The 23,406-nt window shown below is 70.9% G+C and carries 20 protein-coding genes; 13 read left to right on the top strand and 7 right to left on the bottom strand.

What is annotated here, in order from left to right; genetic code table 11:
- The first annotated feature begins 189 nt into the window (after positions 1-189).
- Complete coding sequence (locus AB0E94_RS49905; protein WP_360342989.1) at positions 190-924, top strand: hypothetical protein; 735 nt, start codon at positions 190-192, stop codon at positions 922-924.
- Here the strand turns inward: AB0E94_RS49905 and AB0E94_RS49910 are convergent.
- On the bottom strand, positions 890-2,137 hold the full coding sequence (locus AB0E94_RS49910; RefSeq protein WP_360342992.1) for a cytochrome P450: 1,248 nt from the start codon (positions 2,135-2,137) through the stop codon (positions 890-892). The two genes, AB0E94_RS49905 and AB0E94_RS49910, sit on opposite strands and share 35 nt — an antisense overlap.
- Positions 2,138-2,252: 115 nt before the next feature.
- Between AB0E94_RS49910 and AB0E94_RS49915 the strand changes: the two genes are divergently transcribed.
- The 6 genes from AB0E94_RS49915 to AB0E94_RS49940 are packed head-to-tail and all read left to right on the top strand — an operon-like array spanning position 2,253 to position 8,371.
- On the top strand, positions 2,253-3,041 hold the full coding sequence (locus AB0E94_RS49915; protein WP_360342995.1) for an acetoacetate decarboxylase family protein: 789 nt from the start codon (positions 2,253-2,255) through the stop codon (positions 3,039-3,041).
- Positions 3,038-4,471: an aldehyde dehydrogenase family protein gene (locus AB0E94_RS49920; protein ID WP_360342998.1), complete on the top strand. Its 1,434-nt coding sequence runs from the start codon at positions 3,038-3,040 to the stop codon at positions 4,469-4,471. The genes AB0E94_RS49915 and AB0E94_RS49920 overlap by 4 nt, the downstream gene beginning before the upstream one ends.
- Position 4,472: 1 nt before the next feature.
- The gene (locus AB0E94_RS49925; RefSeq protein ID WP_360343001.1) at positions 4,473-5,366 is read left to right on the top strand and encodes a catechol 1,2-dioxygenase; all 894 of its coding nucleotides are present in this window, start codon (positions 4,473-4,475) and stop codon (positions 5,364-5,366) included.
- Positions 5,363-6,220 carry a fumarylacetoacetate hydrolase family protein gene (locus AB0E94_RS49930; RefSeq protein WP_360343004.1) on the top strand — a complete coding sequence of 286 codons (858 nt, stop codon included), beginning with the start codon at positions 5,363-5,365 and terminating at the stop codon, positions 6,218-6,220. The genes AB0E94_RS49925 and AB0E94_RS49930 overlap by 4 nt, the downstream gene beginning before the upstream one ends.
- Before the next feature lie 2 nt (positions 6,221-6,222).
- Positions 6,223-7,695: an aldehyde dehydrogenase family protein gene (locus AB0E94_RS49935; protein WP_360343007.1), complete on the top strand. Its 1,473-nt coding sequence runs from the start codon at positions 6,223-6,225 to the stop codon at positions 7,693-7,695.
- Positions 7,688-8,371 (top strand): gamma-glutamyl-gamma-aminobutyrate hydrolase family protein, encoded by a 684-nt coding sequence (locus AB0E94_RS49940; RefSeq protein WP_360343010.1) that lies wholly within the window; start codon positions 7,688-7,690, stop codon positions 8,369-8,371. The genes AB0E94_RS49935 and AB0E94_RS49940 overlap by 8 nt, the downstream gene beginning before the upstream one ends.
- Before the next feature lie 71 nt (positions 8,372-8,442).
- On the opposite strand, the gene AB0E94_RS49945 is transcribed toward AB0E94_RS49940, so the two are convergent.
- On the bottom strand, positions 8,443-9,306 hold the full coding sequence (locus AB0E94_RS49945) for an NADP-dependent oxidoreductase (protein ID WP_360343013.1): 864 nt from the start codon (positions 9,304-9,306) through the stop codon (positions 8,443-8,445).
- A 73-nt stretch (positions 9,307-9,379) separates the two neighbouring features.
- Between AB0E94_RS49945 and AB0E94_RS49950 the strand changes: the two genes are divergently transcribed.
- Positions 9,380-10,357 (top strand): AraC family transcriptional regulator, encoded by a 978-nt coding sequence (locus AB0E94_RS49950; RefSeq protein ID WP_360343016.1) that lies wholly within the window; start codon positions 9,380-9,382, stop codon positions 10,355-10,357.
- Here the strand turns inward: AB0E94_RS49950 and AB0E94_RS49955 are convergent.
- The 5 genes from AB0E94_RS49955 to AB0E94_RS49975 form a co-directional block, all read right to left on the bottom strand.
- Positions 10,339-11,697, bottom strand: coding sequence for a right-handed parallel beta-helix repeat-containing protein (locus AB0E94_RS49955; protein ID WP_360343020.1), 1,359 nt, complete (start codon positions 11,695-11,697; stop codon positions 10,339-10,341). The genes AB0E94_RS49950 and AB0E94_RS49955 overlap by 19 nt on opposite strands.
- A gap of 71 nt (positions 11,698-11,768) precedes the next feature.
- Entirely contained in the window at positions 11,769-13,505 is a 1,737-nt protein-coding gene (locus tag AB0E94_RS49960; protein WP_360343023.1) for an EAL domain-containing protein, read from the bottom strand.
- 10 nt (positions 13,506-13,515) lie between these two features.
- The gene (locus AB0E94_RS49965; protein ID WP_360343026.1) at positions 13,516-14,703 is read right to left on the bottom strand and encodes an FIST N-terminal domain-containing protein; all 1,188 of its coding nucleotides are present in this window, start codon (positions 14,701-14,703) and stop codon (positions 13,516-13,518) included.
- Between the two features lie 51 nt (positions 14,704-14,754).
- A complete protein-coding gene (locus tag AB0E94_RS49970; protein ID WP_360343029.1) occupies positions 14,755-15,678 on the bottom strand; it encodes a PDR/VanB family oxidoreductase in 924 nt (307 codons plus the stop codon).
- A 50-nt stretch (positions 15,679-15,728) separates the two neighbouring features.
- Positions 15,729-16,610: a LysR family transcriptional regulator gene (locus AB0E94_RS49975; protein ID WP_360343032.1), complete on the bottom strand. Its 882-nt coding sequence runs from the start codon at positions 16,608-16,610 to the stop codon at positions 15,729-15,731.
- Positions 16,611-16,654: 44 nt separating this feature from the next.
- Here AB0E94_RS49975 and gabT point away from each other — a divergent pair, with 44 nt between their 5' ends.
- The 5 genes from gabT (at position 16,655) to AB0E94_RS50000 (ending at position 23,350) form a co-directional block, all read left to right on the top strand.
- Positions 16,655-18,004 carry a 4-aminobutyrate--2-oxoglutarate transaminase gene (gabT, locus tag AB0E94_RS49980; RefSeq protein ID WP_360343035.1) on the top strand — a complete coding sequence of 450 codons (1,350 nt, stop codon included), beginning with the start codon at positions 16,655-16,657 and terminating at the stop codon, positions 18,002-18,004.
- Positions 18,001-19,380: an NAD-dependent succinate-semialdehyde dehydrogenase gene (locus AB0E94_RS49985; RefSeq protein ID WP_360343038.1), complete on the top strand. Its 1,380-nt coding sequence runs from the start codon at positions 18,001-18,003 to the stop codon at positions 19,378-19,380. Before gabT ends, AB0E94_RS49985 begins: the two co-directional genes overlap by 4 nt.
- Before the next feature lie 92 nt (positions 19,381-19,472).
- Positions 19,473-20,225, top strand: coding sequence for an SGNH/GDSL hydrolase family protein (locus tag AB0E94_RS49990; RefSeq protein WP_360343041.1), 753 nt, complete (start codon positions 19,473-19,475; stop codon positions 20,223-20,225).
- A gap of 856 nt (positions 20,226-21,081) precedes the next feature.
- A complete protein-coding gene (locus tag AB0E94_RS49995; RefSeq protein ID WP_360343044.1) occupies positions 21,082-21,927 on the top strand; it encodes a glycosyltransferase family A protein in 846 nt (281 codons plus the stop codon).
- A 73-nt stretch (positions 21,928-22,000) separates the two neighbouring features.
- A complete protein-coding gene (locus AB0E94_RS50000; protein ID WP_360343047.1) occupies positions 22,001-23,350 on the top strand; it encodes an L-serine ammonia-lyase in 1,350 nt (449 codons plus the stop codon).
- The last annotated feature ends 56 nt before the right edge of the window (positions 23,351-23,406 follow it).

Consider the following 23,406-nt stretch of genomic DNA (forward strand, 5'->3'; position numbering starts at 1 on the left):
GCGAGCGAGCGGGCGAGCGGGCGAGCGAGCGGGCGAGCGGGCGAGCGAGCGGGCGAGCGGGCGAGCGAGCGGGCGAGCGGGCGAGCGAGCGGGCGAGCGGGCGAGCGAGCAAACGGGGCGTTGATTGTGGGGCGTCGATACGCTTCGGGTTGTCGGGGGCGGTGGAACAAGTTCGGTTTGGAGGGCTCGATGACACCTCAACCGTGCACGGACGGCACCTTGCGGCATCTGTCCGTGGATCTCGATGACGTGCCCGGGGGCGACGGCGGATCGTCCGGGTACACGCTGTGTTCCAGCCCGGAGCGCAGGGTGCACGCCGAAGACACGTACGCCATCGGTATCGCCTACGACATGGGCCTGCGGGACGACTACCTCGACATCGACAGGCTGCCGGCGTGCGCGGAGTGCCTGCGGGTCGCCGAACTGCTGAAGGATCCGGAGACAGCGTCGCAACTACGGTTGCACCTGCGGCCCCGGCGGCCGGAATTCGCCACCGGTTACACGGGGGACCAGATCCGGAGCGTGCTGCGGATCGACATCGCCACCGGGGCTTCTGCGGGGCGACGGGCCGCCGTGCATCTGCTGAGTTTCACCTCGGTCCCGGACCAGCCGGGGTTCGGAGAGCTCGTGGGCCTGATGGACCTGCCCTGGGACATGGGTGACACCGTGCGTATGGGGCAGGTCACCGACTGGTCGGCGGTGGTCGCCTTCGCGGCGGCCAACGACGTGCCGGACCGGGACCGGCGGCTCGTCGCTCTCGCCGCGAGTCTCCACGATGAGCAGCCGGTTGATCTCGGGTCCGCCCTCGGCTACGGCAACGATCGGGAGGCCTTCCGGCGGGCGATCGAGGCCGTCATGATCGCCGCGGGCCAGGGCGACCGGTGGGAGATCAGGCGGGTGTCACCCGTACCGGCAGAGTCTTGATGCCGTTGACGAAGTTGCTGCGAACCCGGCGGACCTCGCCGTCCAGGTGCGCGGCGGTGATGCGCGGGATGAGCTCCTCGAACATCAGGCGGATCTCCAGGCGGGCCAGGCTGTTGCCGAGGCAGAGGTGCGGGCCGCCCCGGCCGAACGACAGGTGGTCGACGTTCTTGCGGGTCACGTCGAAGCGGTACGGGTCGTCGAACACCGTGTCGTCGCGGTTGCCGGAGGCGAACCACATGACGACCTTGTCCCCTTCGCGGATCGTCCGGCCGCCGAGCTCGACGTCGCGGGTGGCCGTCCGCCGGAAGTGGTAGACCGGTGACGCCCAGCGCAGGAACTCCTCGACCGCGCCGGGGATCAGTTCCGGCTGGTCGCGCAGCAGCGCCAGCTGTCCGGGGTTGCCGATGAGCGCGTGCATGGCGTGGCTGATGGTGTGCCGGGTGGTCTCGTTGCCGGCCACCACCAGCAGCAGGAAGTAGTTGTCGAAGTCGGTCGCGGTGAGCGGCTCGCCGTCCTCGGGCACCCGGTTGACCAGCACGCTGACCAGGTCCCGGCCGTCGCCGCCGCGGCGCCTGCGGGCCAGGTCCCGGCCGTACTCGAAGACCTCGATCGAGGCCGGCGAGCGGAACGGCAGGTGCTTGTACTGATCGCTGCCGGGGTCGGTGAGCAGGAACTCCGAGTAGTCCGGGTCGGTGTTGCCGATCAGCTGGTTGCCCCAGTCGATGAGCTGCCCGGTGTCCGACTCGGGCACGTCGAGCAGCCGGGCCAGCACCTGGATCGGGAAGTCGGCGCTGACCTCCTTGACGAAGTCGAACGAGCCGCGAGCGAGCGCGTTGTCCACGGTGACCCGGGTGAGGTCCCGGAGGAAGTCCTCGTACTGGCGCAGGTTCCGGGCACTGAACTCGCGCTGGATCAGTTTGCGCAGCGCGGTGTGCCGGGCGCCGTCGGTCTCCAGGATCGAGCGGCGCAGGTCCTGGAGGTCGTCGTCGACGTCCTCCAGGTTCACGAACTTCATCGACGTGAAGGTGGCCGGGTCGCGGTCGACGGTGGCGATGTCGGCGTATCTGGTCACCGACCAGTACCCGTCCCCGTGGGCGGAGGGGGTCCAGTGCACCGGGGACTCGCGGCGCAGGGTGTCGAACTGCCCCCAGGCCTCGTTCTTCGCGAACCGGTCCAGGTCGTCCAGGTCGACGTCCTCCAGTGGCACCGTCATGGCTTCCCCTTTCGTTTGGGCCCGTACGATAGCGGGAAGTGAAGCCCCTGCCCAGACCTTGCCGGGAGCCCTTCCGCAGCATATCGTTCGCATCCAAACGATTGAAGGGACGGTCATGCGGGGCTTCTTCTATCCGCGCACCGCCACCGGGTCCTCGAGCCTCATCCCGAGCCCGCCCTGGCACTACTCCGGTGACCTGCTCACCGTCGAGTACCGCACCGACCCGGCCCGCGTCGCCGAACTGCTGCCGGCGCCGCTGGAGCTCGCCGACGAGGACCCCGGCGCAGTCGCGCTGATCTGGGCCGACTGGCAGTCCTGCTCGGCCGGCCGGGCGGAACTGCTCGACCCGGTGCGCTCGCAGTACAAGGAGGCGTTCGTGGTGGTCCGCTGCAAGTTCGGACAGCGGACCTTCTCGCGCTGCGTCTACATCTGGGTCGACAAGGACTTCGCCGTCGCTCGCGGCGTGCACCAGGGCTACCCGAAGAAGCTCGGCAGCGTGTGGCAGACCCGGCCGCACCCGTTCGCGCAGGCCGCGCCGCAGATCGGGCCGGGCGGGGTGTTCGGCGCGACGCTCGCGGCGGGTGACCGGCGGCTGGCCGAGGCGGTGCTGACGCTGCGGGAGGAGTCACCGTCGAACGGCTTCGTCAACGGGCATCCGATGGCCCACCACCGGGTCTACCCCGGCATCGAAGCCGGCGCGGACGACGCCTTCGCCGAGCTGATCTCGTCCGGCGCGAGCGAGTTCGCCGGCGGGCCGGCGTGGCGCGGCGACGTGGATCTGCGGCTCTTCGAGTCACCGACCGAGGAGTTGGCCCGGCTGGAGGTGCACGAGGTGATCGGCGGCTACTACCGGCAGGTCGGTGTGGTCTGGAACGGCGGAACGACCCTGGCGAGGCTGGCATGACGTTCATCGAGGTCGAGGGTGTGAAGGTCGACACCCGGCACTGGATCGGCGGCGCGCGCGTCGCCTCTGATCGCACATTTCCCGATTTTTCCCCAATCGACGAAGCGCACCTCGGCGACATCGCAGCCGGCGGAGAGGCCGAGATAGACGCCGCCGTCGCAGCAGCAAGAACAGCATTCCCCACCTGGGCAGCCATGAAAGCCAATAAAAGGGGCGAAATACTCAGGCGGGTAGCGGACGGCATCGAGGCGCGGATCGAAGACCTGTCACGGGTCGAGACCAGGGACAACGGCTCGCTGCTGCGCTCGCACCGCCGCGGCGTGATGCCCCGGGTCGCGATGAACTTCCGCTTCTTCGCCGACTACGCGGAGCAGCTCACGCACCCTGACATGGCGGTACGCGGGCACCGGCAGAAGATCACCTACGACCCGTCCGGCGTCACCGCTGTCATCACCCCCTGGAACGCCCCGCTGATGCTGGCCACCTGGCGGATCGGCCCGGCGCTGGCGGCCGGCAACACCGTGGTGCTGAAACCGCCGGAATGGGCACCCCTGACCGCCTCCCTGCTCGCCGGGATCGCCCACGACGCCGGACTGCCGGCGGGCGTGCTCAACGTCGTACAGGGAACAGGTCTGGAAGCCGGCGCCCCGCTCACCCGCCACCCGGGCATCAACCGGTTGTCCTTCACCGGGTCGGTCCCGACGGCCGGAGCCGTCGCGGCCGCGGCGGCGCCCAACATCGTGCCGCTCTCGTTCGAACTCGGCGGCAAGTCGCCGCTGCTCGTCCTGGCCGACGCCGACCTGGACCTGGCCGTGAAACTGGCGGTCGAGCAGTTCGACAACGCCGGCCAGGTGTGCCTCGGCGCGTTCCGGCTGATCGTGCACGAGTCGCTGGCCGGCGCCTTCCTCGAGCGCCTGATCGCGAGGGCGGAAGCGCTGGTTCAAGGTGACCCGAGGGACGAGCGGACCGACGTGAGCGCCCTGATCAGCCGGGCGCACTTCGACCGCGTCCGCGGTTTCGTGGAACGCGCGAAGGCCCGGGTGGTCCTCGGCGGCGGGCCCAACGAGGAGCTGGGCGGCCTCTACTTCCGGCCGACGATCCTGGTCGACCCGGAGCCGGGCAGCGAGATCGTCACCGAGGAGGTGTTCGGGCCGGTGCTGACCATGCAGACGTTCGCGACCGAGGACGAGGGTTTCGCGATGGCCAACGACACCAGGTTCGGGCTGGCCGCGACGCTCGTCACCGCCGATCCGTCGAAGGCGGCCCGGCTGAACGCCGGAACGGTCTGGGTGAACTGCTTCTTCGTCCGTGACCTGGGCGCGCCGTTCGGCGGCAACGGGCGATCCGGGATCGGCCGCGAGGGCGGCACCTGGTCGTTCGACTTCTACTGCGACGTCAAGAACACCGTCATCGCGCCCGGGGAGGCCTGACATGGGAGAGATCGTCGGGGCCGGGCTGATCGCCCACGTGCCCACCATCGTGCTGCCCGAGGAGACTCGGCGGGAACTGAACAACGGCCGGGAGAGCACCCTGGTCACCGGCCTCCAGCAGCTGCGCAGGGAGGTCTTCGACGTCGTCGACTACGACACCGTCGTGGTGCTCGACTCGCACTGGGCGACCACCGTCGAGTTCGTCGTCACCGCCCAGGAACGACGGCACGGGCTGTTCACCTCGGAGGAACTGCCGCGCGGGATGGCCCAGCGGCCCTACGACTTCCGGGGCGACCCCGCGCTTGCGCACCTGATCGCCGGCCAGGCGGACGCCCACGGCACCTGGATCACCGCGATCGACGACGACCACCTGCCGATCTTCTACGCCACCACGAACGTGTGGGAGTACCTCGGGCAGGGCCTGCCGGACAAGCGGTGGATCTCGATCGGGGTGTGCCAGACCGCGGAGACCGAGGACAACCTGCGACTCGGCCGGGCCCTCGGCGACGCGATCCGGGAGTCCGGCCGGAAGGTGCTGCTGATCGCTTCGGGCGCCATGTCGCACACCTTCTGGCCGCTGCGCCAGCTGCGCGATCACGAGACGGCCGGGGTGGAGCACATCTTCACCCCGGAGGCGTACGCCGCGGACATGGAACGCCTGGACTGGTTCGCCGCCGGGGACCACCGCCGGGTTCTGGACACCATGCCGGAGTACTACCGGTTCAAGCCGGAGGCCCGGTTCGGGCACTACCTGATGATGCTCGGCGCGCTCGGCGAGGGCGACTGCACCGCCCGCGGCCGGCAGTACGGCGAGTACGAGAACTCCGTCGGCACCGGCCAGGTCCACGTCTGGTTCGACGGCCCCTTCCCCGCTCCGCAAAGGACTTCGCTGTGAGAGAGACCCGCCGCATCCTGCTCGACGGCACCGCTGTCGACGTCGTCCGGCACGGGGACGCCCTGGTCGCCGGCGACGGCCGGTCGATCGGTGTGGACGAGGCCGTCCACCTGCCGCCGGTCACCCCGTCGAAGATCATCTGCGTGCACCTGAACTACTCGTCGCGGGTCGCCGAGATGATGACGAAACTGCCACCCGCGCCGACCTACTTCCACAAGCCGGTCTCCGCGCTCAATGCGCACGGCTCGGCCGTCGTCCGGCCGCGGGGCTGCAAGTGGCTCAACTACGAGGGCGAGATCGGCATCGTCATCGGCCGGACCGCCCGCAACATCTCCCCCGCCGAGGCCGGCGACTACATCCGCGGCTACACCGTCGGCAACGACTACGGGCTGCACGACTTCCGGGACACCGACTCCGGGTCGATGCTGCGGGTCAAGGGCGCCGACACGCTCTGCCCGCTCGGCCCGGGCGTCGTCGAGGGCTGGGACTTCCGCGGCAAGGGCATCCGCACGATCGTCAACGGCGTCGTCAAACAGGACGGCAACACCGACGAGATGAAGTGGGACATGCACTACCTCGTCGCCGACATCGCCCGGACGATCACCCTCCAGCCCGGGGACGTGCTGCTCTCCGGCACACCGGCGATCTCCCGGACGGTCTACCCCGGCGACGTCGTCGAGGTCGAGGTCGAAGGCCTCGGGTTGCTTCGCAACAAGATCATTGAAGGACCGTCTGCGGTACGGGCCGACGTCGGCGCCCAGCCGACCGAAAGTGAAGAGGTGCTCTCCACCGCCCAGGGCGGCGACTGGGAGTTCCGGGGCATCCGCAAACCCGACCTGTCGAAGACGTTCTGAGCATGGAGCACGTTTCCTGGATCGAGCGCGCGGCGGCCGTACAGCCGCAATGGGGTCTGTGGATCGACGGTGCGGAACGCGCGGCGGCTACCGTGCGGCCGATCGTCACGCCGCGTGATGGTTCGGTGCTCGGTGAGATGGCCTGGGCGTCGGTGGCCGATGCCGATGCGGCGGTCGCCGCCGCGCGGCGGGCCTTCGATCACGGACCGTGGCCGCGGCTGCCCGCCCGGGAGCGTGGCGAGACCCTGCTGCGCTGGGCCGACCTGGTCGAACAGCACCGGGACGAACTGGCGCTGCTGGTCACGCTGGAGATGGGCAAACCGATCCGGCACACCTGGGAGATCGAGCTGCGGGCGCTGATCAGGTGCCTGCGGTACTACGGCGGGCTCGCCGACAAGGTGCCCGGCACCGCCCCGCAGACCGTGGACGGCGAGCTCGCCCTGGTCACGCGCGAACCGGCCGGGGTGGTGGCGGCCGTCGTGCCGTGGAACTTCCCGCTCACCATCGGTGGCTGGAAGATGGCGCCCGCCCTCGCCGCCGGATGCACCGTCGTCCTCAAGACCGCGGAACAGTCGCCGCTGTCGATGCAGAAGGTCGCCGCGCTCGGCGCCGAAGCCGGACTGCCGCCCGGCGCGTTCAACGTGCTGTCCGGCGACGGCGTCACCGTCGGTCGCCGGCTCGGCGAACATCCGGACGTCGACGTGCTCACCTTCACCGGCTCCACACCCGTCGGACGGCATTTCCTGCGCTACGCCGGCGACAGCAACCTCAAACGGGTCCACCTCGAACTCGGCGGCAAATCGCCCAACATCGTCTTCGCGGACGCGCCGGACCTCGGCGAGGCGGCCGCCGCCGCGGCGTGGGCGGTCTTCTTCAACGCCGGTCAGATGTGTACGGCCGGCGCCCGTCTCCTGGTCCACCGGTCCGTTTCTGATCAGGTCGTCGAGGCGGTGGTGGCCGCCGCGGACCGGTGGCGGCCCGCCGACCCGCTGCTGCCGGACACCCTGCTGGGCCCGCTCGTCGACACCCGCAGCCTCGACCGGGTGCTCGGGCGGCTCGCCGCCGGGGTCGCCCAGGGCGGCACGATCAGGTGCGGCGGGCAGTCCCGTCCCGGCGGCCCCTACCTCGAACCGACAGTCGTCACCGGCGCCGGGCGCGACAACGTGCTCGTCCGGGAGGAGCTGTTCGGGCCGGTCCTGACCGTGCAGACCTTCGACGACGAGCAGTCGGCGATCGAACTCGCCCGCGACACCGAGTTCGGCCTGGCCGCCGCCGTGTGGACCGCCGACCTCGGCCGGGCACACCGGGTGTCCCGGGCCATGCGCGCCGGAACCGTCTGGGTCAACTGCTACGAGGAGGGTGACATGTCGGTTCCGTTCGGCGGGGTGAAGCTCTCCGGCAGCGGCCGCGACAAGTCCCAGCACGCCATGGACCAGTACACCGACCTGAAAACCGTGTGGATCAATCATGGCTAGGCCGTTGATCGCTGTCCCGGCCCGGTTCTCGGCCGGCGCGTCGGCGCTGCGGTACCGGGCCGAGGTGGCTGCCGCCGCCCTGCTGGAGGCGGTGTTCGACGCGGGCGGCGAGCCGGTGGTGATCCACCCGGCGGCGGCCTCCGACGACGAGGTCCGGGGCCGGCTCGCCTTCGCCGGCGGCGTGCTGCTCCCCGGCGGCGGTGACCTGGCCGCCCGCTGGTACGGGCAGGCGGACCACGACTCGCTCTACGACGTCGACGAGGTGCAGGACGTGTTCGACCTGGCGGTGGCGCGGGTGACGATCGACGACGGGGTTCCGCTGCTGTCGATCTGCCGGGGCACCCAGGTCGTCAACGTGGCCCGGGGCGGCGACCTCATCCAGGACATGCCGAATCCGCACCGCCACCTGATCCACGAGGTCGGCGGGCAGACCGTGTCCTGCTACCACCATCAGGCGCTCGGCCGGCTCGGCAAGGACCTGGAGGTCACCGCCCGGGCCGCCGACGGCACCGTCGAAGCGGTGCGTCTGTCCGGGCGTGCCGGCTGGTACCGGGGTGTCCAGTGGCATCCCGAGGACACCGCCGACGCCGCGCCGGACCTTTTCGAGGCCCTGGTCCAGGCGGCAGCCCGCCAGCCGTCGCTCACGGCTCCTACCGACGCCCGATTACGTATGTGAGCGACGGCTGGCCCGGCAGTCCTCACGGACGCCCGATTGCGTGCGTGAGCGACGGCCGGCCCGGGTGGGGGCTACGGCCGGGATGGGAGGAGCAGCGTCTTTCCGGGGAGGCCGCCGGTCTCGGCCGCCGCATGGACGGCCGCCAGGTCGGTGAGCGGCCGCCGGCCGGCGATGTCGATGGTGACCTCGCCGGACGCGACCAGCTCCAGCATCGCGGCGAGGTCGGCGGTGTCGTTGCGGACGATGAAGTGCACGGCCCGGAAGTCGCCGGCCGGCAGCTGATCGGCTGGCGTGGTCACCGACACCAGCACTCCCCCGGGCCGGATCAGTGGCGCGTGCCGCGGCGGCGCCGGAACCAGGTGGAGGACGGCGTCGAACCTGCCCGCCACGTCACCCCGCGACCGGGAGGCGACGACCACCTCGGCACCGGCGTGCCGGGCCAGCTGTGCGGCGAAGCGCCCGATCGCCCCGGTCCCGTTGATCAGCACCCGCTGCCCGGCGGTCACCCCGGCATGTTCGAAGACGGCCTGCCACGCGGTCAGCCCGGCGATCGGCAGGGCCGCCGCGTCCGCCAGGTCCACCTCCGGCGGGACGCGGACCAGCACGTTCTCGGGGGCGACGGCGAAGTCAGCGGCAGCGCGACCGTCGAGCCGGCCGATCACCCGGTCGCCCACGGCGAGGCCGGAAGAGCCCGCGGCGAGCTCCGAAGAGGCCGCGGCGGCCACGGTTCCGGCGACGTCCAACCCCATCGTGTACGGCAGATCGACGGGCACGATCGACCGGAGCAGGCCACGGCGCAGACCGGCTTCGGACGGGTTGAACGTCGTTGCGGCCACCCGCAGCAGAACCTCGCCCGGCCCGGGCACCGGCTGCGCAACCTCATCGTCGTGAATGACGTCCGGTCCGCCGTACCCATGCATGCGCATTGCTCTCATGAACGAACCGTAGGCAGAGCCTTCGAGACGTTGAATGCTTCACGATCTCGATTTCCTGTGCGATCGTCTCGCCATGGACGTGCTCAGCGAGGTGCTGGCGGTGATGCGAACCGGGCAGGCCAGGTCAGCCCTGGTCGGGTGGCCGACGCCGTGGGCGCAGGAGTTCGCGCCGGTGCCCGGTTCGGCCGGGTTCCACGTGGTGCTGCGGGGTTCGTGTGTGCTGCTGCGGGCCGGATCCGAGCCGGTGAACCTGGGCGAGGGCGACATCGTCTTCCGCCCGCACGGCGACGGCCACACCCTCGCCGACTCGCCGGATACCCGGCCGATCACCCCGGCGTGTGCTCCGGGCACACCCGCCGAGCCGGTCCGGACGGCAATCACCGGCGCGACGGTCACCCTGTGCGGGGCGTACGAGCTGGCGCCGGAACTGGTCCATCCGCTGATCCACGACCTGCCGGATCTGATCCACGTGCCGGCCGGTGCGGATCCCCGGCTGGCCACCGTCGTCGGCCACCTGGCGTCCGAGCTGACCGAACCCGGCGCCGGCAGCGACGCCCTGATCCCGGCCCTGCTGGACACGATGCTCGTACATCTGCTGCGCATCTGTCTGTCCGCCGGCGGTGACCGCCCGGCGGGTTGGGCGGCGGCCCTCGCCGACCCGGTGACCGCCGCGGCGCTGCACGCCATGCACCGCGAACCGGGCCGCGACTGGACGGTCGCCGCCCTGGCCGCGGAGGGCGGGCTGTCCCGGGCGCCGTTCGCCCGCCGGTTCACCGCCCGGCTCGGCCGCCCGCCGCTGACCTATCTGACCTGGTGGCGGATGACCGTGGCGGCCGGGCTGCTACGGCGCACCGATCTGACGGCCGGCGCCGTGGCCGGGCGGGTCGGCTACCGGTCGGAGTTCGCGTTCGCGACGGCGTTCAAGCGCCGGTTCGGGATGCCGCCGGGCCGGTACCGCCGCCGGCCCGGCGGCGCCGATCAGGAGACCAGGCCCGGCGGCGCCGATCAGAAGACCAGGCCCGGCGGCGCCGATCAGGAGATCGACTGGTAGACGGGAACGAACCCGAGGCTGGCCCCGGTCGCGGAGAACACCTCGACCTTGCTGACCACCTTGCCCGGGGTGGTCGCCGCGACGGCGTTGCCGACACCCAGGCCCTTGGTCGCGACGAGCCGCCCGTTGACCGTGAACTGGCCGGCCGCGCTGCGGTAGAGCAGCGCCACCGAGGCCGGGACCTGGTACGGCGTACCGGCCACCACCTCGTTGGCGGCCACCGTCACGTCACCGGCGTCGGCGATCACATACACCGCCGGGAACGTCGGGTGGGCCTGGGTGGCGTGGTTGCCGACGACGGTGACGTGCGAGCTGCCGATGTTGACCGCGATCAGGCTGGCGGCACGGACCGACGACGTGTTGGTGAGCCGGTTGCCGACGACACTGACGTCCCGGGCCCGGACCAGGTTGATCTGGCCTTTGCAGTCGGCCACCGTGTTGCCGCTGATCGTCACGCCGACGGCGATGCCCGTACCGCCGTCGATCTCGATGCCGCGCAGCTGGCAGCCGGTGACCGTGTTGGCCGAGACGACGAGGTTCGTGCAGTCCTGCGTGTAGACCCCGGCCTGGCCGCACTCGGTGATGGTGTTGCCGGTGACCGTGGTGCGGTCCGAGCCGGACAGCACGTTGATGCCGTCGTAGTAGTCCGACGGGGCGCTCCACACGCCGCCTTTCGCGGCCGCCTCCGCGGTCGACGGCCAGTACATCGCCACGTGGTTGCCGATGATCCGGACGTCGTGCCCGTTGGTGGAGATGCCGAACTTCGTCCCCACCACGGTGCAGTTGACGATGGCGATGTCGGTGGACACGCCCGGGGTGGTGTCGTAGACGCCGAGGCCGGTCCACTTCACCCCGTACACGGTGACGCCGTCGAGGGTGCCGCGGCTGCTCCGGGCGATGCTGACGCCGTTGTACGGCTGGGTGCCCTCGGTGTCGATGATGGTCAGCCCGGAGACCTCGAACCGGTCGCTGTCGGTGATCTTGAGGACCGCGCTGGCGCCGTTCGTGGTGGCGGCCGCGCCGGTCAGGGTGATCGTCGCGCCGTGCCCGCTGATCGCCGCGTCGTTGAGCCCGCGCACCAGGATCTCCCGGTCGACCGCGTAGTTCCCGGGCGGCAGCAGCACACTGCGCACCGGCCGCATCGCGGTGGCCGCGGTGATCGCCGCCTGGATCGCGCCGGCGTCGTCACGTTCCCCGCCCTGCGCGTCCCGGTAATGGTCGAGCACCGAGACCCAGCCCTTGTCCGCCGCGGCCGCGGCCGCCGGTCCCGCGGTGACCGCGACACCACCGGCCACCCCGGCGGCGACCACCCCGGCGCGCAGCACGCCACGTCTGTTCATCAACTCCATCGGACCCCCGTCCATCGATGATCGTCGCAAGGTATCACTGCGGACGATCACCGTGGGGGCCCTCAGGTCGCCAGCGGCCCCACGAAGGCGGCCGGGACGTTCTGCGGGTCGATCGGGCGGCACAGGTGGTAGCCCTGGCCGTAGTCGCAGCCCAGTTCGCGCATGGCCAGGTGCTGTTCCTCCGTTTCGACGCCCTCGACGACGGTGCGCAGTTTCAGGGTCCGGGCCAGTTCGACGACGGTGCGGATGACGGCCAGGTCGGCGGCGGTGGGTTCGGCCCGGCTGATGAACGCCCGGTCGATCTTGAGCTCGTCGACCGGGAGCCGCTGCAGGTAGGACAGCGACGAGTAGCCGGTGCCGAAGTCGTCGATGGCGAGGCCGACACCCAGGTCGCGGAGGTCGGTGAGGCAGGCCACGGCGGTACGCGGATCGGCCATCAGCACCGACTCGGTGAGTTCGAGGGTGACCGCGGCGGCCGGCAGCCCGCAGCCGGCCAGGGTCTGTTCGACGTCCGAGGCGAACCGCGGGTCGGTGAGCTGGCGCCCGGAGACGTTGACGTTGAGGGTGAGCTCCGGGATGGTGCGCCGCCAGCGTGCGGCCTGCTCACCGGCGGCGTGCAGCACCCAGCGGCCGATGTCGGCGATCATGCCGTTCTCCTCGGCGAGCGGCAGGAACCCGGTCGGCGGCACCTGCCCGAACCCGGGCCGGTTCCAGCGGATCAGCGCCTCGACACCTGTCGCCCGGCCGCTGCCGAGCCGGATGAGCGGCTGGTACATGAGCCGGAACTGGTCGGCGGCGAGCGCCTGTTTGAGGTCGGCGGTGAGGGTGAGGCGGGCCAGGGCTTCGGCGTGCATGGCCGGCTCGAAGACGACGACCTTGCCGGGGCCGTCCTTCTTGGCCCGGTACATCGCCACGTCGGCGTTGCCGAGCAGGTCGTCGGCGTCGACTCCCGCGGTGCCGGTGGCCACGCCGATGCTGGCGCCGATGAAGACGTCGCGCCCGGCGATCCGGAACGGGCGGCGCAGCGCCTCGATGATCCGCCACGCGACCGGCACCGCGGTCTCCGGGCCGGTGTCGTCGAGCAGCACCGCGAACTCGTCGCCGCCGAGCCGGGCGCCGGTGTCGTCCGGGCGCAGGCAGTCACGGATCCGGGCGGCGACGTGACCGAGCAGGTCGTCGCCGGCACGGTGGCCGAGGCTGTCGTTGACCGCCTTGAACCGGTCCAGGTCGATGAAGAGCACCGTGGTCGGCGTGGCCTGGCCCAGCTTCTCGGCCAGGATCTCCAGGAACAGCACCCGGGTCGGCAGGCCGGTCAGCGAGTCGTGCCGGGCCTCGCGCAGCGACTGCACGAGGGCCAGGCGTTCGGCGGATTCCCGTTCGCGTTCCTCGCGCAGCCGGCGTTCCGCGGTGAGCAGGGCGATGTTGGACAGCGCCAGGCCCAGGGTCTGCGCCATGGCCTGGAGGAGCTGCCGTTCCTCCGGATCGAGCGGGTCACCGGCGCGGGCCACCATCAGGGATCCGCGTGGCTCGGCGCCGAACCGGGCCGACCAGATGTTGAGGTCGTCGAGTCCGGGCAGCGACAGCATGGCCTGCGGGCCGGCCGGCAGAGCACCGTCGAGCAGGTCACGGTCGACGCCGCGGGCCACCTCGACCCGGTCGCCGCGGAGCACCGCCCCGACCTCGGCTTCCAGCACCTCGGCGGCGCGTTCCACGGCGAGGGTGATGGCGGCGCGCTCGTCCTGGGATTCACAGACTGCGGCGAAGAATTCGGTGAGCTGATGCGTGGACCAGTGGTTCACCTCGACCCCCTCAGGACAGCGCGAGCGTGACCACGGTGAAATGGTGCATGCCCAGCGCACCGCGGACCCGGGCGATCTCCCCGGTGCTGTAGAAGCCGCCGTACGGCACATTCGGCAGCGCCTTGGCGATGCCGTCGTTCTCCGCGCCGATCCCGTCCTCGCCGATGGTCACCCGCCGGGCCGCGCAGTCGAAGACGACCGCCCCGAGCGCCTGCCGGCCGGCGAGCGCCTGCACGGCCCGGTCACCGGACTGCCCGGCCGCGTCGGTGAGTGACCCGATGTCGCTCTCCATCAGCCAGACCAGACCGCCTTGCGGCACGTCGGCCAGGCAGAACAGCGAACGGTCGGCCCGGTCGCCGTCGTGGATGACCCGGATGTCCTCGCCGCTGCGCCGGGACAGGCCGAGCGGGTGCAGGAACGCCGCGTGCCGGAACGCCTCGTCGTCGTCGAGGATCGACTCGTCGAGGCCGAGCCGGCGCAGGAAGACGTCCAGGGCCGGTTCGCCGTCCAGTTCGAAGACGCGACCCTCCCGGCTGCTGGTCACGATCATCGCGTCGCCCTGTTTGCGCCAGCCGTGCGCGATGCCGACGCCGAGCGGCGCGTCCGAGCCGATGGCGACACCGACGGCCGCGTCGGAGAGGATCTCGACGCCGTCCCGGCCGCCGTGGAACTGGTAGGTGCGGACGTAGGTGAGGTGGTCGCCGGCGCAGCCGCCGACGAGCGGCACGACGGCGCCGGCCACCGAGAAGGCGCCGCGCACGATCTCGTGCTGGTTGCCGGTCAGCCCGTCGCAGAGCATCAGCAGCGCGCGATGCGGCTGGTCGACGGCGCCGAGGCAGGAGGCGGCCTCCACGCCGGCGTCACGCAGGCGATCGGAGACGTTTCGGGAGACATGGGTCTGTACGGCGAACCCGCTCCCGCCCCAGGCGGTGACCGACACCCCGTCCCGGCTCACCGTACCGCCCCCGAGCTGCCCGGAGGTGGTGCAGCCGACGATCACGGTGTCCGGCCCGGACTGCGCGCGGATGCCGTCGAAGAGTTCCGGCACGTGATAACCGACCGAACAGAAAACGAACACCACCACGGGTGTACGGCCGTCGAGCGCGGCGGTGGCCGCCTCGGCGCCGGCCGCGGCGGGGTCGGTCAGGGTGCTGTGTCCCGAGCCGAACCAGCGGCCGTCCAGGTCAACGCGATCCATGCCGCAGCGAATCGGCACGCCCCGGCCCAACCTGAGGTCAGCTGCGGAAAGTCAGAGGTCGAGGGTCAGGCGGGTGGAGCGGGACCGGGAGACGCAGATCATCATGCACTCGTCGGCTTCGCGTTCCTCGGCGCTCAGGACCGTGTCCCGGTGGTCCACGGCGCCGTCCAGGACCTCGGTCTCGCAGGTGCCGCAGATGCCCTCCAGGCAGGAGCCGAGCACGTTGACGCCGGCCTCCCGGACCACCTCGAAGATCGAGCGGCCGGGCGGGACGGTCAGGGTCCGGCCGGAGCGGTCCAGGACCACCTCGAACTCGGTGTCGCCGCTGGTGTCCACGGTGGCGGCGGTGAAGCGTTCCAGGTGGAGCGGCAAGCCGGCGCAGCGCTCCTCCAGGGCCGCCAGCAGGGGTTCCGGGCCGCAGGCGTAGATCCGGGCGCCGGGGCGGTAGCCGGCGAGCACTTCGTTCAGGTTCAGCAGGCCGGCTTCCTCCTGGGCGACCACGTGCAGGCGTGGCCCGTACAGCTGAAGGGTTTTGAGGAACGCCATCGAGGAACGGCGGCGGCCGCCGTAAGCCAGCTCCCACGTCGCGCCGGCGGCTTCAGCCGCCTTGATCATCGGCAGCAGTGGGGTGATGCCGATGCCGCCGGCGACGAAGAGGTAGTGGTCGGCGGGCTCGAACGGGAAGTGGTTGCGCGGCTCGCTCACCCGGACGTGGTCGCCGGGCCGCAGGTTGTGGACGGCTTTGGAGCCGCCGCGGCTGTCCGGGGTGGCGAGGACGGCGATGCGGTACGCGGCGGTCTCGGCCGGGTCGCCGCAGAGCGAGTACTGGCGGACCAGATCCTGGCCCAGGTGCAGGTCGATGTGGGCGCCGGGGGTCCAGCCGGGCAGGTCGGCGCCGTCCGGGCGGGCCAGGCGCAGGGCCACCACGTCGTCGGCGGCGCGGTCGGCTTCCAGCACGATCAGGTCGATCGTCACGGGCCCTCCTTTTGTTTGGACCCAAACGATATGAGCGGCGATTCGCCAGGTCAAGATGCGGGGGCGTCGTAGCGGTCGCGGATGAAGCGGCCCAGGCGGGCGGCGAAGCCCTCGATCGTGACGGCGGCGGCGTGGCGGGAGTCCCAGGCCGCGCGCAGCCTGATCGACAGGCGGCGGCCGTCCGTCTCCACGGCCAGCGGGACCAGGCCGAACCGTGGGTCGTCGGAGGCGATCGCGATCCCGCGGCCGGCGGCGGCGAGGGCCTGGGCGACGGTCCCGTTGGCGGCTTCGATGCTCTTTTCAGATGACATATCGCCGGTCGCGGCATCGAACGCCTGGCGGGCCGTGAAAGCCGCCGGGAGCAGGATCAACGACTCCTCGACGAGGTCCGCGAGGGGGACGCCACCCCGGCCGCTCCAGGGGTGGCCGGGCGGAACGTAAGCCCAGACCGGCAACACCGCGAGCGACATTTCACGGAACGGCGGTGATGCCGGAATCGTTCCGACGGCCAGATCGGCGCCCTGCCGCAGCGTATCCGCGGGTGACAGACCGTCGGCACGCAGCACATCGGTGGTCGGATCGTCCGGCGCCAGCGTCGCGATGAACGGTGCGACCACGTCGGTCAACGTCACCGTGGGCGCGCCGATGGTCAGCCGCTCCAGCCGCCCGACGGCGTGGAAGGACGCCGCTACCTTCAGGGCATCGGCACGTTGCAGCAGGTCACGCGCTTGCGGCAACAACGCGCGCCCGGTGGTGGACAACTCCAGCCGGCTCGTCGAGCGGTCGAACAGCGCCACGCCGAGGTCCTTCTCCAGCTGACGGAGCTGGCGGGACAGGCCGGGCTGGGTGAGGTGCAGGCGGGCGGCGGCGCCACTGACCGTCCCGGCCTCCGCGGTCGCCACGAAGTAACGGAGATGCCGTAGCTCCATCATGCCTCCCAGGCATAGTCAGGCTGCCATAACGGTAATGGACGGGCATGAAGGTTCGGCCCGAGACTGGACGCGTGAGCATCGAACAACAGCGCCGGCTGGTCACCGAACTCCCCGGCCCACGATCCCGGGAACTGATGGCCCGCAAGCAGTCGGCGGTCGCCGGTGGCGTCGGCACCACGATGGGCGTCTTCGCGGCCCGCGCCGACGGCGGCATCGTCGTCGACGTCGACGGCAACCAGCTGATCGACCTGGGCTCGGGCATCGCCGTGACCACGGTCGGCGCGGCGAACCCGCGGGTGGTGGCGGCGGTGACCGAGCAGGTCGCGGCGTTCACGCACACCTGCTTCATGGTCACGCCGTACGACGGGTACGTGGCCGTCGCCGAGGCGCTGAACCGGCTCACCCCGGGCGGCCACGACAAGCGCAGCGCCCTGTTCAACTCGGGCGCCGAGGCCGTCGAGAACGCCGTGAAGATCGCGCGGGCGTGGACCGGCCGGGACGCGGTCGTCGTGTTCGACCACGCCTACCACGGGCGGACCAACCTGACCCTGGCGATGACCGCGAAGAACAAGCCGTACAAGCACACGTTCGGGCCGTTCGCGCCGGAGGTCTACCGGGTCGGCGGCTCGTACCCGTACCGGGACGGTGTCGTCGACGGGGCGGCCGCGGCGGCCCGCGCCATCGACCAGATCGAGAAGCAGATCGGCGTGGAGAACCTGGCCGCCCTGGTCATCGAGCCGATCCAGGGCGAGGGCGGGTTCATCGAGCCGGCGCCCGGGTTCCTGCCGGCGCTGGCCGCCTGGTGCCGGGCCGGCGGTGTGGTGTTCGTGGCCGACGAGGTGCAGACCGGGTTCGCCCGGACCGGCGACCTGTTCGCCTGCGAGCGCGAGGGGGTCGTGCCGGACCTGATCGTCACGGCCAAGGGCATCGCCGGCGGGCTGCCGCTGTCGGCGGTCACCGGGCGCGCCGAGATCATGTCCGGGCCGCACGAGGGTGGCCTGGGCGGCACCTATGGCGGCAACCCGATCGCCTGCGCGGCGGCGCTCGCGGCGATCGAGACCATCCTCTCCGACGGCCTGGTCGAACGGGCGCGGCAGATCGAGACGCTCGTCAAAGCCCGCCTGACGGCGATCAAGGACAAAGACGATCGGATCGGTGAGGTACGGGGCAGAGGCGCCATGCTGGCCGTGGAACTCGTCCGCTCCGGCAGTTCGGAACCCGACCCGCGGCTGGCCCGTGATGTCGCAAAAGCCGCGCACAGCCAGGGCGTGATCGTGCTGACCTGCGGCACGTACGGCAACGTGCTGCGCTTCCTGCCGCCGCTGTCGATCAGCGACGCCCTGCTCAACGACGCGTTCGACGTGATCGCGGCGGCTTTCGAGGAGATCCGGTGAGTTTCGAGGTTGTCGATCCGGCCACCCTGTCGGTGGTCGCGGCGGTGGAGAACATGGACGTCTCGGCCGCCACGAAGGCTGTCGACGCCGCGTCCGCGTCGTTGAAGTCCTGGTCGAGGACCCCGCCCCGCCGGCGGTCGGAGATCCTGCACAAGGCGTTCGAGCTGATGATCCGCGATCGTGACTCGCTGGCCACCCTGATCAGCCGGGAGAACGGCAAGTCGCTGACCGACGCGGCAGGCGAGGTGACGTACGCGGCCGAGTTCTTCCGCTGGTTCGCCGAAGAGGCGGTCCGGCCCGGAGGCGACTTCGGCGAATCACCGGCGGGCGGTACCCGTACCCTCGTCACGCACCGGCCGGTCGGTGTCGCCGCGCTGGTCACGCCGTGGAACTTCCCGGCCGCGATGATCACCCGCAAGATCGGCCCGGCGCTGGCGGCCGGCTGCACCGCGGTCGTCAAACCGGCCGCCGAGACCCCGCTCACCGCGCTGGCCATCGCCGGCCTGCTCACCGAGGCGGGCCTGCCGGACGGCGTGATCACCGTGGTCACCACCACCGACTCGTCGGGTGTGGTCGGCGCCTGGCTGAACGACGAACGGGTCCGGAAGATCTCGTTCACCGGCAGCACCGCGGTCGGCCGGGTGCTGCTGCGGCACGCCGCCGACCGGGTGGTCAACTCGTCGATGGAGCTGGGCGGCAACGCACCGTTCATCGTCGCCGACGACGCCGACCTGGACGCGGCCGTCGCCGGGGCGATGATCGCGAAGTTCCGCAACGGCGGGCAGGCGTGCACCGCGGCGAACCGGTTCTACGTGCACACCTCGGTGCAGACCGCGTTCGTGGCCCGGTTCGGCGCGGCGGTGGAGAAGCTGACCGTCGGCCCCGCCGCCGACGGCGCCGCGATCGGCCCGCTGATCAGCGCCGCCGCGCTGCGCCGGGTGACCCGCACCGTGGACGAGGCGGTCGCGGCCGGCGCCCGGATCAGCCACCAGGCGACGCTGCCCGACGCGCCCGGCCACTTCTACCCGCCGACCGTGCTGGTCGACGTGCCGGCCGGCGCGGCGATCCTCCAGGAGGAGATCTTCGGGCCGGTCGCGGCGATCACCACCTGGACCGACGAGGACGAGTTGCTGGAGCTGGTCAACGACAGCGAGTACGGCCTGGCCGCGTACGTCTTCTCCGGTGATCTGGCCCGGGCCCTGCGGCTCGGTGAGGCGATCGACGCCGGGATGGTCGGCATCAACCGTGGCCTGGTCTCCGACCCGTCGGCGCCGTTCGGCGGCGTCAAGCAGAGCGGCCTGGGCCGGGAGGGCGCCCGCGACGGTCTCCGCGAATTCCAGGAGACGCAATACCTCAGCGTGGACTGGCCCGCCTAGCTTTCCCACGACGGCGACCTGTGGCATTCGTGACGCAGGTCGCCGTCCCGACCCCTGGGTTTGCGACCGTTCGGTCGGATAGCGTCCAACCCATGACGCGGTACGTGGCGATCGGCGACAGCTTCACCGAGGGCCTGGGTGACACCCTCCCTGACGGCACCGAGCGCGGCTGGGCCGACCTGGTCGCCGCCGGCCTCTCCGAGATCTCGGACAACCCGGTGGAGTATGCGAATCTTGCCATCCGCGGCCGTCTCCTCGATCCGATCGTCAACGACCAGTTGCCCGCCGCCCTGGCGCTCACTCCCACCCCGACGCTCGTCACCTTCAACGGCGGCGGCAACGACATGCTGCGCCGTGGGGTGTCGCTGGAGCGTCTGGTCGAGCTGACCGAGCAGGCTGTCCAGCGCTGCGCCGACGCCGGGGTCCGCCTGGTCGTCCTCAGTGGCGCCGACCCGTCCGACCACCTGCCGTTCGGCAGCACGTTCCGGCAGCGCGGCGAGATCCTCACGGCCGCGGTGTCCGAGTTGCTGCCCCGCTATGACGTGACGTTCGTCGACTGTTTCCGCGACGTCGAGCTGCGCCGCCGGGTCTACTGGTCAGCCGACCGCCTCCACCTGAACGCGGCCGGCCACCGCCGGGTCGCCTCGCTGGTCCTGGGCGCCCTCGGCCACCCGGCGCCACCGCACGCTCTCGATCCGGGGCCGGCGCCGGCGTTCCGCATCCTCGGCGAGGCGCGTTACTACGGCGAGCACGTCCTGCCGTGGATCAACAGGCGGTTGCGGGGCCGTTCCTCAGGAGACAACCGCCTCCCGAAATTCGCCACCTGGACCCCGATCACCGCCTGACCAGCGCCCGCCACTTCCGCCGCCCGCGGCAGCACCTCCCGCAACCTCCTGACCAACGCGCTCAAGTTCACCGAGACCGCGACGAACTCGCAGGCCTCGCCGTCGCCAGTCACCACCCCGTGCGGCGACCTCACCCGAAGGCACACCCGCGGACGCAGCGATCTCGCACGATTGCGAGCCCTCGACACATCGCTCTCGCACGAAGCCCACTGGCCGGCCAAACTGCACAGCACCCGGCCCACCGAATGCCCCCGGCGCAGCAATCTCACACGAATACGCACCCCACCGCGGCGATCTCACACGAATACGCGCCCTGCCGCAGCGATCTTGCACGAATACGCGCCCTGCCGCGGCGATCTTGCACGATCGTTCACCCTCGCGGCGATCTTGCAGCCCTTTCCACGTCCCGGCGGGAAGAAAGCTGCAAGGTCTCCCGCGCGCAGTGGATCTTGCACGAAAAGCCACGCCCAGACGTGAAGAATCGTGCAAGATCGCCGCGAAGGTGAGGAAACGTGCGAGATCCAATAAAACGCTCCTCGAAGCCCGCGGTCCTGCGTGACGCCCCACCCTCGCGCAGCGATCTTGCAAGCCGGACCACACCCCCGACCGGTGAAATCAAGCAAGATCGCAGCGGAGCGGAGAATCGTGCAAGATCCACGAGGTGATCGCGCGTGAAAATGCCGCCGCGCGTCCATTCCTCGTTTGTTTGAAGTTCCCCGTGAGCACCACTCGGACCGAGCGCCACGATCAACACCCGGCCGCTCATCAAACTGCCACCAGCTGGTCGCCCACCGGCAGTTGCCCCGTCCACGACCTGCGCGGAATCATGCTCGCCAATACGAACATCGGAGGATCGATGTCAGGGCCGCGCATTTCTGTCGTCATTCCCGCGTACAACGAAGAATCAATGATCGGCGCCTGCCTGGAGGCCGTTCTGGCGCAGTCCCGGGCGGCCGACGAGGTGATCGTGGTCGACAACAATTCGACCGACCGGACGGCCGAGATCCTGCGCGGTTTCCAGGACCGGGTGATCATCCTGGGCGAGGAGCGACAGGGTGTGCAGCACGCCCGTAACCGGGGCCTGAACGCGGCGACGGGTGATGTGATCGTGCGCATCGACGCGGACACCCGCCTGCCGGAGGGTCATCTGGCCGCGGTGGAGGCGACGTTCGGCGATCCGTCGGTGGATGCGGCGACGGGCCCGGTCCGCTACTACGACGTGACCCTGCCTCGGGTGGCGGCCCGGGGTGACGCGATCATCCGCGGGCTGTGGACGGTCCCGAACGGCCGTCTCGACTGGGTGTTCGGCGCGAACATGGCGATCCGCCGCCCGATCTGGCTGGCGGTGGCGGCGACGCTCTGTGCCGACGAGCAGTTCCACGAGGATCTGGATCTCGGCATCCACCTGCGGGAGGGCGGCTATTCGGTGCGGTATGCCCGGGATCTGGTGGCCGGCACGTCGTCACGCCGGGTGAAGGGCGACTTCACAGGTTTCCGCCACTACCTGCTGATGACCGAGCGTGGCTACGCCCAGCACATCGGCCGGCTGCGGCGTGGCTCGTACGCCCGCGCCTGGATGACCGCCCGTTTCCTGCTGGCGATGTACCCGATGATGCGCTGGCTGCACACCAGCCATCACCGGCGGCACGAGCTGCCGATCGTGGTCGCCCGCAAGAACCCGATGTCGAGTGTCTGCGACTGAACCGCGGACGCCTCCGCTCACGTAACCATCCCCGTCGGCTTCCCCCGGCCGTCGGCGCACAAAGGAGTGCATCGTGAGCCCTGAGCAGCACATCTCCGTCTTCGACCTGTTCTCCGTCGGCATCGGCCCGTCCAGCTCGCACACCGTGGGGCCGATGCGCGCGGCCCGCCTCTTCGCCGGTCATCTGGCCGGAAATGATCACGTGACCACGGTTCGGGCCGAGATGTTCGGGTCGCTCGGGGCCACCGGGCAGGGCCACGGCACGCCGAAGGCCGTACTCCTCGGGCTTGAAGGTGACACACCGGAGACGGTGGACGTGATCACCGCGGATGCGCGCGCCGCGCGCATCCGGGCGGATGGCCGGTTGCGGCTGCTGCGCGAGCGTGCGGTGGACGTCGACCTGGTCCTTCATCGCCGCAAGGTGCTGCCCGGGCATCCCAACGGGATGCTGTTCACGGCGCTGTGCGCCGACGGCGCGGAGATTCTCCGCAAAACCTACTTCTCGGTCGGCGGCGGGTTCGTCGTGGCGGACCACCCCGCGGCGGTACGGCCGGAGCACAGCACTGTCCCCTACACCTTCGGCACGGCCGCCGAGCTGCTGAAACACGCCAACGCCACGGGATTGTCGATCTCCCGGCTGATGCAGGCGAACGAGGGTGTGCACCGTACCGAATCGGAGATCCGTTCCGGCCTGCTGGACATCTGGCAGGTGATGAGCGACTGCATCGACGCCGGACTGTATGCGGAGGGTGTCCTGCCGGGTGGCCTGCGGGTGCGCCGCCGGGCCGGGGCCACCGCCCGTCAGCTGCGGGTGGCAGGCGATCGGGCCGAGCTGGCGATGGAGTGGCTGACCGTTTATGCCATGGCGGTGAACGAGGAGAACGCGGCGGGCGGCCGGGTGGTGACCGCGCCGACCAACGGCGCGGCCGGGATCATCCCCGCGGTGCTGCGCTACTACCTGGATTTCGTGCCCGGCGCGGACAAGGAGGGCGTGGTCCGCTACCTGCTGACCGCCGGGGCGATCGGCATGCTGTTCAAGCGCAACGCCAGCATCTCCGGGGCCGAGGTCGGTTGCCAGGGCGAGGTCGGTTCGGCGTGCGCGATGGCCGCGGCCGGGCTGGCCGAGGTGCTCGGTGGCACGCCGGAGCAGGTGGAGAACGCCGCCGAGATCGGCATGGAGCACAACCTGGGCCTGACCTGCGACCCGGTCGGCGGCCTGGTGCAGATCCCGTGCATCGAGCGCAACGGCATGGCCGCGGTGAAGGCGGTGACCGCGGCGAAGATGGCGCTGCGCGGCGACGGCCGCCACCACGTCTCCCTCGACAAGGTCATCAAGACCATGAAGGAGACCGGCGCCGACATGAAGGACAAGTACAAGGAGACCGCACGGGGCGGCCTGGCCGTCAACGTCACCGAGTGCTGACGGTTCTCCGGCCGGCTCGCACCGCTGTCTCGAGACCCGTTCGACAGCGGTGCGAG

The sequence above is a fragment of the Actinoplanes sp. NPDC026670 genome (assembly GCF_040638175.1).
Lineage (GTDB): Bacteria > Actinomycetota > Actinomycetes > Mycobacteriales > Micromonosporaceae > Actinoplanes.